15 protein-coding genes are annotated in these 16,349 nt (G+C 73.1%); 4 read left to right on the top strand and 11 right to left on the bottom strand.

Features of this window, described 5'->3' with window-relative positions:
* The first annotated feature begins 21 nt into the window (after nt 1-21).
* The 3 genes from MW084_RS24130 (at nt 22) to MW084_RS24120 (ending at nt 2,179) form a co-directional block, all read left to right on the top strand.
* A complete protein-coding gene (locus MW084_RS24130; protein WP_010474049.1) occupies nt 22-444 on the top strand; it encodes an arsenate reductase ArsC in 423 nt (140 codons plus the stop codon).
* Nucleotides 441-1,415, top strand: a complete 975-nt coding sequence (trxB, locus tag MW084_RS24125) for a thioredoxin-disulfide reductase (protein ID WP_010474047.1) — start codon at nt 441-443, stop codon at nt 1,413-1,415. Before MW084_RS24130 ends, trxB begins: the two co-directional genes overlap by 4 nt.
* 236 nt (nt 1,416-1,651) lie before the next feature.
* The gene (locus MW084_RS24120) at nt 1,652-2,179 is read left to right on the top strand and encodes a DUF6233 domain-containing protein (RefSeq protein ID WP_010474044.1); all 528 of its coding nucleotides are present in this window, start codon (nt 1,652-1,654) and stop codon (nt 2,177-2,179) included.
* Between the two features lie 122 nt (nt 2,180-2,301).
* Here the strand turns inward: MW084_RS24120 and tpg are convergent, their stop codons facing one another.
* The 10 genes from tpg to MW084_RS24070 all read right to left on the bottom strand — a co-directional run bounded on the left by tpg (nt 2,302) and on the right by MW084_RS24070 (nt 12,108).
* Nucleotides 2,302-2,859: a telomere-protecting terminal protein Tpg gene (gene tpg / locus MW084_RS24115; protein WP_010474043.1), complete on the bottom strand. Its 558-nt coding sequence runs from the start codon at nt 2,857-2,859 to the stop codon at nt 2,302-2,304.
* 12 nt (nt 2,860-2,871) lie between these two features.
* Entirely contained in the window at nt 2,872-5,067 is a 2,196-nt protein-coding gene (gene tap, locus MW084_RS24110; protein ID WP_029553760.1) for a telomere-associated protein Tap, read from the bottom strand.
* Between the two features lie 19 nt (nt 5,068-5,086).
* On the bottom strand, nt 5,087-5,467 hold the full coding sequence (locus MW084_RS24105) for a hypothetical protein (RefSeq protein ID WP_010474038.1): 381 nt from the start codon (nt 5,465-5,467) through the stop codon (nt 5,087-5,089).
* Between the two features lie 92 nt (nt 5,468-5,559).
* Nucleotides 5,560-5,949, bottom strand: coding sequence for a hypothetical protein (locus tag MW084_RS24100; RefSeq protein ID WP_158684365.1), 390 nt, complete (start codon nt 5,947-5,949; stop codon nt 5,560-5,562).
* A gap of 312 nt (nt 5,950-6,261) precedes the next feature.
* Nucleotides 6,262-7,290, bottom strand: a complete 1,029-nt coding sequence (locus tag MW084_RS24095; protein ID WP_010474035.1) for an NAD(P)/FAD-dependent oxidoreductase — start codon at nt 7,288-7,290, stop codon at nt 6,262-6,264.
* A gap of 94 nt (nt 7,291-7,384) precedes the next feature.
* Complete coding sequence (locus tag MW084_RS24090) at nt 7,385-7,903, bottom strand: isoprenylcysteine carboxyl methyltransferase family protein (protein ID WP_010474033.1); 519 nt, start codon at nt 7,901-7,903, stop codon at nt 7,385-7,387.
* On the bottom strand, nt 7,900-8,985 hold the full coding sequence (locus MW084_RS24085) for a type III polyketide synthase (RefSeq protein ID WP_010474031.1): 1,086 nt from the start codon (nt 8,983-8,985) through the stop codon (nt 7,900-7,902). The genes MW084_RS24090 and MW084_RS24085 overlap by 4 nt, the downstream gene beginning before the upstream one ends.
* On the bottom strand, nt 8,982-10,163 hold the full coding sequence (locus MW084_RS24080; RefSeq protein ID WP_010474029.1) for an NAD(P)/FAD-dependent oxidoreductase: 1,182 nt from the start codon (nt 10,161-10,163) through the stop codon (nt 8,982-8,984). Before MW084_RS24080 ends, MW084_RS24085 begins: the two co-directional genes overlap by 4 nt.
* On the bottom strand, nt 10,160-10,948 hold the full coding sequence (locus tag MW084_RS24075; protein ID WP_010474027.1) for a UbiA family prenyltransferase: 789 nt from the start codon (nt 10,946-10,948) through the stop codon (nt 10,160-10,162). The genes MW084_RS24080 and MW084_RS24075 overlap by 4 nt, the downstream gene beginning before the upstream one ends.
* A 77-nt stretch (nt 10,949-11,025) precedes the next feature.
* Nucleotides 11,026-12,108 (bottom strand): NAD-dependent epimerase/dehydratase family protein, encoded by a 1,083-nt coding sequence (locus tag MW084_RS24070; protein WP_010474025.1) that lies wholly within the window; start codon nt 12,106-12,108, stop codon nt 11,026-11,028.
* Nucleotides 12,109-12,489: 381 nt separating this feature from the next.
* Here MW084_RS24070 and MW084_RS24065 point away from each other — a divergent pair, with 381 nt between their 5' ends.
* Nucleotides 12,490-14,691, top strand: coding sequence for a hypothetical protein (locus MW084_RS24065; protein ID WP_029553872.1), 2,202 nt, complete (start codon nt 12,490-12,492; stop codon nt 14,689-14,691).
* 289 nt (nt 14,692-14,980) lie between these two features.
* On the opposite strand, the gene MW084_RS24060 is transcribed toward MW084_RS24065, so the two are convergent.
* Nucleotides 14,981-15,811: an isocitrate lyase/PEP mutase family protein gene (locus tag MW084_RS24060; protein ID WP_010475338.1), complete on the bottom strand. Its 831-nt coding sequence runs from the start codon at nt 15,809-15,811 to the stop codon at nt 14,981-14,983.
* Nucleotides 15,812-16,349: the final 538 nt, after the last annotated feature.

Here is a 16,349-nt window from a genome sequence, read left to right as displayed (position 1 = left end):
CGACGAGAGAGAACGATCACCATGGCCGACAAGCCGTCCGTCCTGTTCGTCTGCGTCCACAACGCCGGCCGCTCCCAGATGGCCGCCGCGTGGCTGACCCACCTGGCCGGCGACCGCGTCGAGGTCCGCTCCGCCGGGTCCAACCCCGGCGATCAGGTCAACCCGGCCGCCGTCGAGGCCATGGCCGAGGTCGGCATCGACATCTCCAAGGAGACGCCGAAGATCCTCACCATCGACGCGGTCCGCGAGTCGGACGTCTGCATCACCATGGGCTGCGGCGACACCTGCCCCGTCTTCCCCGGCAAGCGCTACCTGGACTGGAAGCTGGACGACCCGGCCGGCCAGGGCGTCGAGGCCGTCCGCCCGATCCGCGACGAGATCAAGGCCCTCGTCGAGGGCCTGATCGCCGAGATCGCTCCGGCGAAGCCGGAGGCGACGGCGTGAGCGAGATACGCGAGGTCGTCATCATCGGCTCCGGCCCCGCCGGATACACCGCCGCCCTCTACACCGCCCGCGCCCAGTTGAAGCCCCTGCTGTTCGGCAGCTCCATCTTCGTCGGCGGATCACTCACGACCACCACCGAGGTGGAGAACTTCCCCGGCTTCCCCGAAGGCGTCGACGGCCCCGTCCTCATGGAGAACATGCGGGCCCAGGCCGAGAAGTTCGGCGCCGAGATGATCGACGACGACATCGTCGAGGTCGACCTTACCGGCGACATTAAGCTCCTCACCGACTCCGCGGGCACCGTGCACCGCGCGAAGACGGTGATCATCGCGACCGGCTCCGGCTACCGCAAGCTCGGCCTGCCGAACGAGGACGAGCTCTCCGGCCGGGGCGTGTCCTGGTGCGCGACCTGCGACGGATTCTTCTTCCGTGACCGCGACATCGCCGTGGTCGGCGGCGGCGACACCGCCATGGAAGAGGCCACCTTCCTCACCCGATTCGCCCGCTCGGTCACCGTCGTCCACCGCCGCTCCACCCTGCGCGCCTCGAAGGTCATGCAGGACCGGGCCTTCGCCGACGACAAGATCTCCTTCACCTTCGACAGCGAGATCGCCGAGATCAAGGAGGCGAACGGCATGCTCGGCGGCGTCGTCCTGCGCGACGTCTTCACCGGCGCCACCCGCGAACTGGACGTCACGGGCCTGTTCATCGCGATCGGCCACGACCCGCGCACGGAGCTGTTCAAGGGACAGCTGGACCTCGACGGCGAGGGCTACATCAAGGTGGACTCCCCGTCGACGCGTACGAGCCTGCCGGGGGTGTTCGCTGCTGGCGACGTCGTCGACCACACCTACCGCCAGGCCATCACCGCCGCTGGCACCGGCGCGGCCGCGGCCCTGGACTCCGAGCGCTACCTCGCCGCCCACGGCACGGCCGAGACCGAACCGGAGACCGCTGCCGTCCCGGCCTGAGCGCAATCGCAGGTGGGCCGCCCGGAGCGTCCGGGCGGCCCTGGTGGTGTTCCGGCATCAGCCCTCATCGGTAGAACGAGCGATCACACTCGGCAACCACGGCTTGCCAACTATCCCGCTGCATCTTTGCCAATTACGTAGCGACACATCCGTCCTGACCAGGGACAACCTGCGCCGCTATTTGCCAACAAAGCTGCGTGGTCACAGTCCCGGCGCTCGTCCGTACGGTGGGGGACATGCCGACGTCCTCCGCCCCCGAGCCACTGCCGGTGCCCATCCGGGTGCTGCTGCCCGGGGACCAGGAGGTCGTCGCCCGCCTGTGGTCCCGGCGCCAGACGCCCGACGGCTGGCGGTACGAGGTCGGGCTCCCTGCGTACCGCAACGGCCCTGGGGACTCGGTGGAGCCTGCCGAGTACCGCGTCTGGGTCCGCGCTCCGGACCACGTGCGGCCCGTGGACGGCGTCTCGTACGACGCCGTGCCCACCGAGTACTTGAAGCCGCCCTCGCCAGTCCAGGAAGCGCTGGGGCCGCGGCGGCCATCAGGCTGGGTGCTGGCGAAGGCCGGCGGCCGCGGGCCCGGCCGGGGCGGTGTCGTGCACGCCGTGGACTGTGAAGAGGCGCCGGCCGGAGCGCCGGTGTTGCCGCTGGACCGGGCGCTGGACGCAGCCGAGCAGCCGGGGGTCCGGTTGTGCTCGCTGTGTGGCGCGGCTGCGGAACTGGACCCCGTCCTCAAGGGCTTCGAGCACGGCTTCGGCGAACCGTAACCGCCGACGCGAGGGCGGCGTTGAACAGGGCACGCGTGCATGAACATCCGACCCCCCGCGGATACGCGAGCGAGCCCGGACCGATGCGGTCCGGGCTCGCGGGGCTGTTCGGGGTGCGGCTGCTACAGCTCGAACTCGAGGTGCTCGATGTCTATGAAGCGCACCTCCTCCAGGGAGCCGGCGCGGCGGCCGCCGTCCTGGAAGTACACCTCCTTGAGCGCTTCGGCCGCGATCTCCTGGAGCTGCTGGTCGGTGGCGCCGGCCTCCTGCGCGTCGAAGAGGCGGGCGGCGTACTGCGGAGGCAGGGCGACGGTCAGGTGCCGGATGCGGTCCTGGTCCGTCGACCCGATCGGCGCGGTGTAGCCCATGCGGGCGCGGGTGTCGATGACGATGCCGCCGGTGGTGGCCGCCTTCTGCCGGGCCTTGGCCCGGATCTGCGGCTGCCACCGCTTCTTCACCTCGCGGTCCAGGCGCGCGGCGAGGTCGGGGCGGGGCTTCTTGATCTGGTCCTTCACGTACCGCTCGACGGTGCGCTGGGAGATGCGCAGCATCTGGGCGACCGCCTTCGTGCCCTTGAGCTGCTTGACCAGGTACCGCATCTGCGCACCCGCGCTCTTGGGTGCGGGGCGGGTGAACGCCTTCTGCACCGCGGCCTCCAGGCCGTCCCCGAACAGGCTCATCGTCGCCCTCTCCTACTCTCCGTTGTCGACGTCGGTGACGGTGCCGTCCTTGATGTACCGGGCGAGGTTGAGCTCCGGCGCGTTGAACCGCTCGCGGACTTCCTCGCCCCACAGGACGGACTGGGTGCCCTCGTGCTTGACCAGGCCGGGGTTGATGCCGAGCTTGAAGCCGCCGGGCAGCGGCTTGCCCTCCCGGTAGGGCAGGAAGTCCAGCGGCGAGGGGCCGCCTGCGGCGTAGACGACGCAGTCCGACAGGATCGCGACGGGGTACTGGCCGGTGAACGCGGCGTGCTTGACGATCTTGCGGTGCAGGTTGATCCGGGTGCGGGAGATGACCGCCGCGCGGATGTCCGGCCGCCACGTCGGGCGGGACAGGGCCCGCCACGGCTCGCCCGGCCGCCAGCCCTCCCCGCGCGGGCGCTCGCGGAGCTTGCCCAGGCCGCCCTTGACCGTCGCCTTGATCGCCGAGACGACGATCGCCAGGTCCGGGTCGCGGTCCTTGTAGCCGTCCATCGCGGCGAGGAAGTCGGCCGGCTCCATGTCCGCGTGGACGCCGAGGTCGGCCATCGTGGCGAGGTAGGCGTCGCGCAGCCGCTGGTACCAGCCGTCCAGGTAACGGCCGTTGTCGTGGCGGACCCACGCCTCGATCGGCGCGACGTCGTAGCCGAGCTCCGCCGCGTAGGCGACGGTGGGTGTCGCGTACCAGGCCGGGCCGGTCGGGGTCTCGCCCTTCGGTGTGAAGGGGGAGGGCAGCAGGCTGCCGTCCAGTTCCACCCATTCCTTGCCGGCCTTCACGTGGGACAGGTCGATGTGGGAGAGGTCGACCAGCCAGGAGCCGGGCAGTTTCGGGTCGAACACCGGGTTTTTGACGTGCGTCGCCTCGCCGAGGCCGACGTTCAGGCCGTTGGCGCCGGCGGCGAAGGCCATGTTGACGTCGATGCCCACCAGGTACCGCAGGGTGCACTCCACGTCGGTCATCGGCCGCGCCCAGTCGTACGCCTCCTCGAACAGCTTCTCCCCGGGGCCGCGCACGTGGAAGCGGGGCAGGTCCTTGAGGACGGGGTGGCCGTCGGGGACCTCGCACGGCGGCCAGTTCATCGGGTCGATCGGGTCCTTGCCGAGCGAGCCGGGGTTGTGCTCGGAGTGCCGCTTCCCCGCCGCGTCCGGCTCGGAAGCGCGCGTCGGCGGGTGCAGGGCGGTCATCAGCTCCAGGCCGGTCACGGCGGTCGAGCCGCGCGGCGTCATCACACGGGAGGCATACACGCCCAGCACGCGGGCGAGCTCGGCAGGCGGGAGCTGCCCGGCCTCACCCCAGTGCCGGGTGTCCAGCGCCCCCCACGACGGGATGCACAGTTGCACGCAGGCCCGCTCCGACCCGGTGGCGGGGCGGTAGATCCGCGCCCACGGCCCGAAGCCGCGCTTGGTCAGCCGCCAGTCGGCGCGGGTCAGCTGCTTAACGGCCTTGTGGTTCTCCGGGATCCGCCCGGCGAGGCGCTCCTCCTCCGTGAGCGCGACGGGCAGACCGTAACGCTCCAGCGCGGCGCCGGTGAGCACGAGCAGCGGATCGGCGTCCTTGCCCGGCCCCGACAACTTCGGAGCCCCGAGCCCCGCCTCGCGCAGCGTCCACTCCACCAGGGCCGGCAGGGACTTGGCAGGCACGTCCAGAACCAGGCCACCGGTGCAATACGCCAACACCTCGCCGCCCTGGACGTCGACGACCGCCAGCGGCCCGTTGGCGAACCGCCGATCGACGCCAGGCGCCGGGGTACCGGCGGAGGCGGCCGTCTTCGCCATCGGGCGACACGACATCGCCGGCCTGGTCGTGGCCGCCTGATGCGGCGCGGAGGTGGGGTGCTGGGGTGTGGTGGGGCGTGTGGTACCGACCGGTGGCACAGGGGCTGCCTGGGGCTCCTCGGATGCCGGTACGGGCGGGGATGGCGGCTGCGGGGCGGGATAGCGCTGGGCGAGTCCTTCGAGGAGACGCCGGTAGGCCTGGAGGCGTTCGGCTTTCGGCTCGGCCCGTCCCTCTTCCCATGCCTGGATGCTGGGCACGCGGGTGCCGAGGGCCTGGGCGACGGCGGCCTGGGTCAGGCCGGCTGCCTCACGCAGACGGGCGCGTTCGGCCGGGGCGGGCAGGATGTGTCCGTCATCGACGGCGGCCAGAAGGGCGTCGACAGCGAAGAGCGGATCGGAGGGCGGATGGCTCATGAAAGGGGGTCTCCTGCCGTTACCGGATGCCCTGGCGGATTTCTTCGAGGCGTGTCACCAGCCTTTGATACCGCTGGGACGCGGCCTGGGAGGACTTCATGCCCTGGTGGGAGGCGATCTGCCGCCACTCCATGCCGCGGCGCCGTGCTTCGATGACGACCTGCGTCTCCAACCGGTCCAACGCCGTGCGCATGTCCTCGAACAGAGCCAGGGCCGCAGCCACATCCTCGTCTGACACACCCCGATCTCCTGCGCCGCCGCCCTGCGCGGCGCCGGCCAGCAGTCTGCCGAGCAGGGCGGCATCCTGCTGCAGAATGCCCGCGGGCACACCGTCGCCCAGTGGGAAGTCAGCCAGGTCGGCCAAGCGCATGCGGTGTTCGGTCCCCGTGTCGTGCGACATGACGCCCACCCTACCGCCCGAACCAATGAAGCAACGAAATGTTGTCTCATTGGGTGTCGGGGTGTCACAGGAAGGGGATACGGCGGGAGGAGTCACAGTGGGGAGAACCGGTCGCCCGGGCAGGTGGACTTCGAGGGATGCAGCCGGAGCATCTCGGGGTAGCCGGCGATGCGGTGGTCGCAGTGGTGCAGCAAATGAGCCAGGTTGTCACCGAGTTCGTCGTGGTGTACGAGCACCAGGTCCGCGGCTGTGCTGCGGTGCAGGTGGGCCGGATCCGCCCACAGTCCGGCCCCTATCCGGTGGGCCCTCAGCACGGTGATCTGGCAGGGAGGCAGCCTGCGCAGGGTGGTGAACACCGCGCGTTCCTGTTCGGCCATGGGCCAGGCGCCTGTGCCGAGGGCGCGGCTGGTGTCCTGGCCGGGGGCGGAGAGGATGTCCTGCCATATGAGGCGGCCGTACGGGGCGACGGTGGGATGGACCACGAAGCGTCCGGTTTCTGGATCGTGCGCGGCCAGGGCTGTCCGCGTGAACCGGATGTCGTCGCTCGGGTCCAGGACCACGGTCAGGGGAGGGCGGTCGGCCGTGCGCAGCGTTCTCGGTGCCGGGCACCGGGGGTCGGATCGGATGCCGCACACCAGGACGCACCCACCGGGCCTCCCGCGCGACCGCCCGGGTCCCGGGCAAGGGCCGCTGCGGGGCAGGGGGGTGCGGTGGGGTGACGGGCGGCGGCCGAGGGCCCGCCGGGGTGTGGCGGCGTACGGGTGCGTGCGCGGCGTACCGGGGGGTGGGCCGGGTCACGTTCCCGCCGGGTGTGCCAGGGCGTCGACGGCTGCGCGGAACACTCCGGGCAGGTGTTGTGCCGCGGGGACCAGCGCGGCGCGGGCCGGGGGCAGTGCCGTCGCGGCGAGCAGCGCGTGGGTCAGGCAGCGGTAGCGGCGGGTGATGCGTCGCCACTGCCGTTCGTAGGCGGCCGGGTCGCCGTCGGTGATCGCCCGTACCGCCGCCGGGGCCTGTGCGAGTGCCAGGGCGATGCCCTCGCCGGTCAGGGCGTCGATGTAGCCGGCCGCGTCGCCGACGAGCAGTGTGCGGCCGGCGGTGCGGGCGGCGGACCGCTGGTGGAGTGGGCCCGCGCCGCGTACCGGGCCGGTAGCCTGTGCGCCGGCCAGTCGCTTTCGCAGGGCGGGGAAGGCGGCGAGGTGGTCGTCGTAGGGTCCGCGGCCGGTGGTGAGGATCGCGATGCCCACGAGGTCGCCGGCCAGCGGGGTCACGTAGGCCTCTGCGTGGCGGGCCCAGTGCACCTCGACGCGGTCGCTCCAGGGGGCGAGCGCGTAGTGGCGGCGCATCCCGTGCCGCCGGTGGGTCCGGCCCGGCCGGTGCAGGCCCAGGGCCCGGCGGATCGGCGAGTGCAGGCCGTCGGCGGCGACGAGGTGGCCGGCGCGGACGCCGTCGACCACCACGCCGTTGCCGTCCTGTGCGACGCGGCGTGCGGTGCGTCGTTCGATCGGTACGCCCGCGGCCAGTACCGCTTCGCGCAGTGCCGTGTGCAGTGCGGTGCGGCGCACTCCGCGTCCGGGGCCTTTCGGGAAGTCGGCGTCGGCCCGGTGTGGTCCGGCGAGGTAGCTGATGCCGCGCAGTTCGTGTCCTGGTGGGTGGATGCCGAGTTCGGCCAGGGCCGTGACGGCGCCCGGCATCAGTCCCTCGCCGCACGCCTTGTCGACGATGCCGGCGCGTTGTTCCCAGACGGCTGTGTCCAGGCCCGCCCGGGCCGCGTGCAGGGCGGTGGCCAGTCCTGCGGGTCCGGCGCCGACGACGAGCAGGTCCATGCGTCCTTGGCCTTTCCGGCGCGGTGGGCGGGTTGGGGCCCGGCGCCTTGTGATGCGGCAGGCACGTGTGTGCGGCCCCCTTCCTTTCGGGTCCTCAGGTCAGTTGGGTCAGGGCGGTGTTCTCGGTGCGGATGCGGGTGGTGAGCAGCAGGGCGTTGAGGGCGGTGAAGGCGGTCGCGGTGATCCAGGCCGAGTGGACCAGCGGGAGGGCGAGTCCCTCGACGACGACGGCGGCGTAGTTGGGGTGGGGAAGCAGGCGGTAGGGTCCGCTGGTCACGCGCGGGGCGCCCGGCACGGTGATCACCCGGGTGTTCCACTGCCGGCCCAGGGTGGTGATGCACCACCAGCGCAGTGCCTGGGACGCGGCGAGCAGGACGAGCATGGTCCAGGCCAGTACCGGTACGGTGTCCGGTCGGCGCAGCCACACCTCCGCGAGTGCGCCGGCCAGCAGGCCCGTGTGCAGCGCCACCATGAACGGGTAGTGCCCGCGCCCGCTCTCCACGCCGCCCCGCGCCAGGCTCCAGGCGGTGTTGCGGCGGGAGAGGGCCAGTTCGGCGACGCGTTCCAGGGCGACGGCCAGGACCAGGGCGGTGAACAGGACCGGGCCGTTCACTCCTGCTGTCCGGGGGCGCGCAGGAGTACCAGTTCGGAGCAGAAGCCCGGGCCCATGGCGAGCATGAGGCCGTGGGAGCCCGGCCGGGGCGGGCGGGTGGCGAGTGTGTCGGCCAGGACGTGCAGGACCGAGGCCGAGGAGAGGTTGCCGATGCGGCGCAGCGAGTCCCAGGTCACCGCCAAAGCGTCCCGTTCGACTCCCAGTGCCTCCTGCAGGGCCTGCAGGACCTTCGGGCCGCCGGGGTGCGCCACGTACCAGCCCAGGTCGTCGGCGGTCAGGTCGTGGTCGGCGAGGAAGTCGCGGACGTCGTCGCGGACGTACCGGCGCACCATGTCGGGGACTGAGGGGTCGAGCACGATCTTCAGGCCGGTGGAGCCGACGTCCCAGCCCATCACGCGCTGCGAGTCGGGGTACAGGCGGCTGCGTGAGGCGAGGACGTCGATGTGGGCGGGGTCGTGGGAGCGGGCGAGCGGGTGGTGGGGGCCGACGGCGACCACCGCCGCCGCGCCGTCCGCGAACAGGCCGCCGGCCACGAGGTTGGCGGCCGAGGTGTCCTCGCGTTGGAAGGTGAGCGAGCACAGCTCGACCGACATCAGCACCGCGACCCCGTCCGGGCGGCCGCGCAGCAGGTCGCGGAGGCGGGCGATGCCGGCCGCGCCGGCGACGCAGCCCAGGCCGACCAGGGGCAGGCGCACCACGTCGGGGCGCAGGCCGATCTCCGCCGCGACCCGGGCCTCCAGTGAGGGGACGGCCAGGCCGGTCACCGTGCACGAGACGGCGAAGTCGACGTCGGCCGGTGTCAGGCCGGCGTCCTTGAGCGCGTCGACGACCGCCCGCGCGCCGAGTTCGACGCCTGCTCGGACGAAGACGTCGTTGGACCGGCCGAAGTCCGCGGGCCGGGTGTACTCCTGCAGCGGGAGCACGGTGTGCCGGGTCTCGACGTGTGCGTTGCGGTGGAACCGTTCGACGACACCGCGGTCGACCGCGCCTTCGAAGAGGGTGGCGAACAGATCGGTGATCTCCTCCTGGCGGTGGCGGTGCTCGGGCAGGACGCCGCGGACACCGAGGACACGTATGGTCATGCTGGCTCCCGGGATGGGCCGGTGGGGCAAAGGGGTGGAAAAAGCGCCCGGCCCAGGCCCAGCACGACACCGGGGGTGAGCCGGCCCCAGCCGAGGCCGAGTTCGACGAGGTCGTCGAAGACGCGCTGGTCGGCGGCGGCGGCCCGCACCCCGGCGTCGAGGACCCGCCCGTTTCGGGCGAGGCGGGCGGCCGAGGCGGTGTGGCGCAGGTGGGGCAGCAGGATCCGGCGGGCGGTACGGGCGTAGCGGAATCCGGCTCGTTCGGGCCGCCCTTCGCGCAGGGCCGCCGCGGCGGCGCGGCCGGCCGCGATGCCGGTGGCCACGGCGTGATGGATGCCCTCCCCGGTCAGCGGGTTCACCAGGCAGGCGGCGTCACCCGCCAGCAGGACGCGGCCGGCCGGAGGGTGCCAGCGGGCCGTCGACAGCGGCAGGTGGTGGCCGGCCCACTCCCGCCCGCCGTCGGTGGCACCGGGCAGGAGCGCTTCGAGGCGCTCGAGCAGCCCGGTGCGGGTGGGCGCCGGGCGGTCGGCGCGCAGCAGTTCGCCGTAGCCGACGTTCGCCAGGCCGTCGCCGCGGTCGAAGGACCAGGCGTACGACGGCTGGTGGCGGGTGCCGAACTCGATGACCTGCGCGCCGCGCCGCCCGGGGGCGACCGGGGCGTAGCCGCGCAGGGCCAGGGCCCTGGGGCCGCGGGGTTGGCCGAGCGCGCGCCGGATAACGGAGTGGGCGCCGTCGGCGCCGATCACGACCGCGGCGAAGATCCTTTCGTCCAAGGCCACCGCCCCGGTGTGCTGCCGCAGGTCGCGGACCTGGTGCCGCAGGAGGCGGGCGCCGGCGGCGAGCGCCGCGTCGACCAGCCGGGCGTCGAGGATCCGGCGCGGCACCACCCACGCCGGGCGGGCCATGTGCCGTTCGGCGACCAGGCCGCCGCGGCCGAGGCTGAGGCGGCCGATGGGGACCCGGTCCTCGACGAGGCCGGTGACGCCGACGTCGGCCAGGACGTCCAGGACGTGCGGGGCCACCCCGTCGCCGCAGGCCTTGTCCCGCGGGAAGTCCGCCCGGTCCAGCAGGGCGACGCGCAAGGCCGGGTCGGTGTGCAGCGCGCCCAGGGCGGCGGCGGCACCGGCCGGCCCGGCGCCGACCACGGCCAGGTCCCAAGAGGTGTGCGCCGCCGTCATCGGCCGGCCGCCACGAGCAGGACGACATCGATCAGGGCGACGGCCACCGCGGCCCGGAAGGGCAACCGGCCACCGGTGGTCGCCGCGGCCGCCACGAGGAGTACCACCACGGCCAAAACCGGCCACGCCCATCCGGCAGGCGGCCCGGCGGGACCGAACACCGCCAGCAGCGAGGCGGCACACAGCAGCACCGCGGCCACGGCGCGCGAGAGGCGCTCACCGATGCGGTGCGGCAGGCCGCGCACGCCGGTGCGCTCGTCGTCGGCGAGATCGGGCAGCGTGTTGAGCAGGTGCGCCCCGACACCGAGCGCGGCCCCCGCCCCGGTCGCCCACAACGGCGCCCAGGCCGGGGCCGGACCGGCGAGGGTGACCACGGAAGGCAGCGTCCCGAAGGCACTGGCGTAAGGCACCCACGACCACCACGTCGCCTTGAGCCCCAGGTTGTAGGCGTGGCCCGCGCCGGCGCCCAGGACGATGTTGACCAGCGCGCTGCGCCAGCCGGTGAGCGCGGACAGCGCCAGGCAGGCGAACGCGGACGCGACCAGGGCCCATACCGCCCAGCCGACCGGCAGCGCTCCGGTGGCCAGCGGCTTGTCGCTGCGGCCGACGGCCCGATCGCGCGGCAGGTCGCACAGGTCGTTGCCCCAGCCGATGGTGAGCTGGCCGGTGAGGACCGCCGCGGTGACCGTAGCGGCGCCGGCCCGGTCCAGGCCGCCGCGGAGCGCGAGCAGACCCGCGACAGTGCCGACGGCCAGGGCCGGCCCGCCGTGGGCGGCGGCCAGCAACGCCCCTACACGCGACTGGCCGGGAAGCGACGGCCCGGGAAGCGGCGGTGCGGGGCGCGGCGGGGCCGCGCCGGCCATCACGGGCGCCGCCGCACGGCGATGGGCCCGTGGCGGACCGCGTCACCGAGCGCCCCGAGCACGGTACGCGGCCGCAGCACGGGTGTCGTACCGGACGCTTTGCGCCGCATGCCGTCGATGACCTCGGCAAGCACCTGCGGCCCGTCCAGGGAAGGCGTCCAGTGCAGTTCGGTACGCGCGCGGGTGGTGTCCAGCAGCGGAAGCGCGAAACCCATGTCGAGCCATCCGGTGTCGACCTGCTGCAGGTGCGCGTGCCAGGCGGCCGCCATGGCGGCGCGGATCACCGCGGAAGGCACGTGCACCAGCCTGGCACCGAGCGCGTCGGCCAGGACGCCCGCGGTGACGGGCGTGTCGGCGGCGAGGTTGAACGGCCCGCCCACACGCCGGCGCAACACCGCGGCGACCGCCTCGGCGACATCGCCGGCATGGACCATCGAAACGGCCAGCCTGCGATCCATCGGCAAGACCGGGAGCAAGCCCAGCGCCCTGGCAGGCACCACAGCGGGCACCCCGTAACGCAGCAGGGCACTACCGGCGGCACGCTGCCCGACGATCCCCGGCCGCAGACGGGTGACAAGCGTCCCGGCACCGGAGGCCTCGTGCCGGTCCAGGAGCCGTTCGGCAGCCGACTTGTGCCGGCTGTAACGCGAGGTACGCACACCACCGGTAGGCCAGGACTCATCGACCGGACGATCGTCCCTCTTCGGCGAGTACGCGCCGACCGACGACATATGGACCAGATGGGGGACACCGGTATCGGTGACGGCCCGCAACACACGGCGGGTACCACCCACACCGAGCTCGGCGAGATAAACCGGATCATGAGACGGCTGGAAACCCCACGCCAGATGCACCACCGCGTCCGCACCGGTGAACGCCCCGACGAGCGCGTCATGACACCTGTCGGTGGTCAGATCCACCGACCGCCAATCCACACCACCACCCCCAAGGCCCCCAGGGCCCTGGGGGTCCTCGGGCAGCCGCCGGGCCAGACCCACCAGATCATGCCCACCCTCGGCCCGCAAACGCCCCACGACAGCGGAACCGATGTTCCCAGTCGCCCCGGTGATCACGATACGCATGAAGGAGGAAGTGCCCCCTCACCCACCCACTCACACAGAACGACACGAAGCGATCCGGCAACCGGCGGACACCAACACCCCCCAACCCACCNAATGTGCCCCCCGCAAGGGACCAACAAACACACCCCACCCCGACAAACACCCGGAAGGCCGCAAACCAACAAACACCCACCCACCACCAGCCAGGGGCCGGCAGAACGGCAAGGGTCCACGACCACCCGGAAGTCCTTTTCCATACCGGTCGGGTGAACCCCCCCCAACGTCCTACTCCCACCAAAAGGATGAAAAAGGGGGGCGCGCGGCGGTGGGTGCGCGGGGGCGCCGGAGTGCGTACGGGAAACTCCTGTGCGCCGGTTCGCACACTTCTGCGATCATCCGCGGATGGGACATGGTTTCGAATCACTGGTCGTCCGGCACACCCACCGTGTCCCCTCCCCCAGGGGTTCCGCCGGGGAAGGGGCCGTTGCCGCGCGGCAGTTCGACGCGGCGCTGGCGTCCGTGGGCTTCAAGCTCTCGGCGGAGCTGCTGGAGCGGTTGTCCGGGCTCTGCGAGGCCGCGGTCGTGCACACCGCCAGGCGGACGCTGCGCACCGTGAGCGAGATGGTGGGGGACCACGTCCGGCACAACGCGTACTTCATCGACTTCCCGGCGAACGTGCCGGACACCGAGGAGTTCTGGGCGCGGTGCGTGGCGGAGGCGCTGGGCGGCGACGCGTCGCGCGGGAACGTGCTGAGGCAGTTGGCGCACGGGATGCTGGACCTGCTCAGCCTCCCCGCGTACGGCCGTTACCGGCACACCTACGAGGAGATGCTCGCGGCGCAGGACGAGCTGATCGCCTCGGCGGGCGACCGGGTGACCGTCCTGCACCTGGGGCGGGACCTGGACGACGAGCTGACAGACCTGTACCTGGCCTTGGCGGGCAGTACGACGCCGCTGAACGAGGACCACCTGAACGACCTGAGGGTCCTGGCCGGCCGGTGCGCGCTCGGACCGCAGCCGGAGTCGATCCCGGTCAGGGAGAACCGGGCGGTCGTCAACGAGGCCCGCCTCCTGGCGGGCGCGGACCTGCTGCTGGACACCGTCACCGACGTGCTGCGGCTGGCCTGCGCGCTGTCGGGCGGTGACGTGACACTGCAGGAGCCGACCCGGTTCCGGGCCTTTGCGCGGCCGGTCCGCCGCGCGCTGCTCGCGGGACTCGACGCCGTCATCGCGGCGAACCCCGCCAAGCTGGCCGACGTGCACACCCACCGCGAGCCCTTCAAACGGCTCGGGGAGCGCCTGCACCCGCACGAGTACCCGCGCTGGCCGCACGCGGCCGACGTGTTCGCCGTGGCGCGGGGCGAGAAGCGGGTGCGGTCCTTCGACAGCCGTGTCGAGGAGCTGCTCGGTGCGTCCGACGTGCCCGGCGCGGTGCGGCTGCTGCAGTCCGCTCCCGGCAGGCTGTTTCGGTCCCTGGACCTTTTGCTGCGCACCGCCGCCGACCGGGAGGAGCGGGACGCGGTGATAACCGCCGCTGCGCGGACCGCCCCCGAGGTGTCCGGCCGGGTCGTGCTCTCGGTCCGCGAGCACTTCCAGAACCGGGGGCGGGAGACCGGCCGGTACCGGATCTTCGTCAACCGCCGGGGTCGCGGCTGGGTCGCCCCCGACACCCGGCCGCCGATCCCGGACGCCGACCGCGACCGCCTGATCGCCGCCCTCGACGCCGAGATGCGCCGCAGGCTCCCGCCGCCGGGCCGGCTGCTGCTCGACCCCGACGTCCTCGACGTGGCGCTTCCGCTCGGCGGGAGGGCGGCCGCGGCCGGGCTCGGCGTGCTGCCGCGGGGGTCGGTCTCGGCGGTCGACGGGCAGCGGCTGCGCTTCTTCGTCTATTGGAAGCAGGCCGCGCGCCGAACCGACTACGACCTCTCGGCGCTGCTCCTCCGCTCCGACTACGACACCGACTCCTGGCTGTCCTACACGTCGCTCAAGACGGTCGCAGGGGTGCACTCGGGTGATGTCACCGAGGCACCCGAGGGGGCCTCGGAGTTCATCGAGCTGTCCCTGGACCGGGTGCCCGTCCCCTTCGTCGTCCCGCAGGTCAACGTCTACGCCGGTGAGGGCTTCGAGGAGGTGGAGGAGGCGTTCTTCGGTTTCATGCTGCGCGACGGCGAGCAGCGGGGCCGGCCGTTCGAGCCGCGCACGGTACGCACGAAGTCGGGGCTCGCCGGCACAGGCCGGGTGGCGCTGCCGCTGGTGTTCCGGCGCGGGGAGGACGGGCGGTGGCAGGCGCGGTGGCTGCACCTGTACCTGAGGGGCGTCTCGTCGGCCAACCGGGTCGAGGAGAACCGGGTGTCGGTGTCCAAGGCGGTGCGCGCCGTCGTGGAGCGCGAGTACCTGACGGTGCGGTACCTGGTGGGCCTGATGTCCGACCGCGCCACGGCCGTGGAGCTGTGGGACGGCGGGCCGGTCCCGCAGGGGCCCGTGACGTACATCGGTCTGGAACGCCCCCAGGGGCTGCACCCCGGCTCCCGGGTCGTCACCCCGGAGAATCTGCGCGACCTGATCCCCGGCCGGGTGCTAGCGTTGCCCGAGGCGAGGCCATGAAGGGGCTTCCTTCTCCCTTCTTTTCATGAAACGAGTCCCTTCGCTCTCCTCGCCCCCGACGTCGCCCCGGGCGGCGCCCGCGCTCACCCGCGGGCGCCGCCCGGGGCGTCTTCGTGGTCCGGCACCGAAGGACACCCGCTTGGAGGAGGGCCCGTCCGCCCGGCGTCCCGGCGAAGGCGGCGACGGGCGGCCGGGACCCGTCACCGCGCCCGGCCGCGAGACCACCCTTCTGCCCCACCGCACGGGCGCGGGCCCGCCGGACGGCCGCGAGGGGATTCCACAGCCCGGGTCACTCCCCGGTGCCGAGGATCCTGTTGAGGTCGGCGTAGGGCAGTGCGTCCGCCCCGAACGTGAAGGTGCCCTGGTCGCGGATCTCCTCCGCGGCGCGCACCAGGGCTCCGTACGCGGCACGGGACATGGCCGAGCCGACGCTGACGCGGCGTACGCCGAGCTTCCCCAACTCCGCGACGGACAGGCGCAAGAGGCCGCCCATCAGGACGTTGACCGGCCGGCCGACCGACGCGCACACCGCGCGCACCGCTTCCGCGTCGGGCAGCGCCGGTGCGTACAGGACGTCGGCGCCCGCCTCCTGGTACGCCTGCAGGCGGCGGATGGTGTCCGGCAGGTCGGGCCGGCCCTGGAAGAAGTTCTCGGCGCGCGCGGTCACCGTGAAGGGGAAGTCGAGCCCGCGCGCGGCGGCCACGGCGGCGGCGACGCGCTCGACGGCCTCCGGCAGGGGGCGGATAGGGTCGTCGGGCCGGCCCGTGGAGTCCTCGATCGACCCGCCGACCAGACCGGCGCGGGCGGCGAGCCGTACGGTTTCGGCCACGTCCTGGGGCGTGGCGCCGAAGCCGCTCTCCAGGTCGACGGAGACCGGCAGGTGCGTGGCGCCGACGATCGCCGCCGCGTTGTCCAGGAGTTCCTCGCGGGTGACGCGGCCATCCGGTCTGCCGAGGCTGTACGCGAGCCCGGCGCCGGTGGTGGCGAGCGCGGCGAAGCCCAGTGCGGTGAGCAGGCGGGCGGTGCCCGCGTCCCAGGGGTTGGCGACGACGAACGGCTTGTCGGCGGTGTGCAGCGCGTGAAACTCCCGCGCCCTGCGATGCTGGTCGACGGTGGTCATGGCGGTTCCCTCATGATGGGTGGCAGCGGCCGGGTGCGGCTTGGACGAATTCAACACGGCGGGCCGCGTCGATGTCCCCGCCCTCGGCGCGCGCCACCCACGACGAGCGGTCCGAGAAGCGGCGTGACGGGATCCGGGTCGTCCTCGAAGCAGAAGCGGCCGCCGGTGGCCCAGCGCCGCTGGGGTTCGCCGACGCACTCGCGCGGCCGGTGCCCCGGGCCCGCCCGCTCGATGTGGGGACCGTCGACGCCGTTGAGGAAGGTGACCGGCACGGCCCGCGGGGCATCCTCGCAGTACCCGGAGCGGGCGGCCAAGCGGAAGCCTGTACGCAGGTACGGCAACAGCCCTTCGGCCAAGGGCCTCGCCGGCGGCCCCCTCGGGCGGCCAGGTGGAAGCCGGTGCGCAGGTGCGGCAGCAGCCCTTGATCCAGACCTCACCGACGGCCCCCTCGGGCGGCACGCCGCCGAAGGACCCGGCCGCCCCGGTCGGTCTCCCGCCCTCCACGGCGGGCGGTCCCGACCACGCGCGAGATCGGCAG

This window comes from Streptomyces sudanensis (assembly GCF_023614315.1).
GTDB lineage: Bacteria > Actinomycetota > Actinomycetes > Streptomycetales > Streptomycetaceae > Streptomyces > Streptomyces sudanensis.
This window is presented reverse-complemented; position numbering and strand designations above follow the sequence as displayed.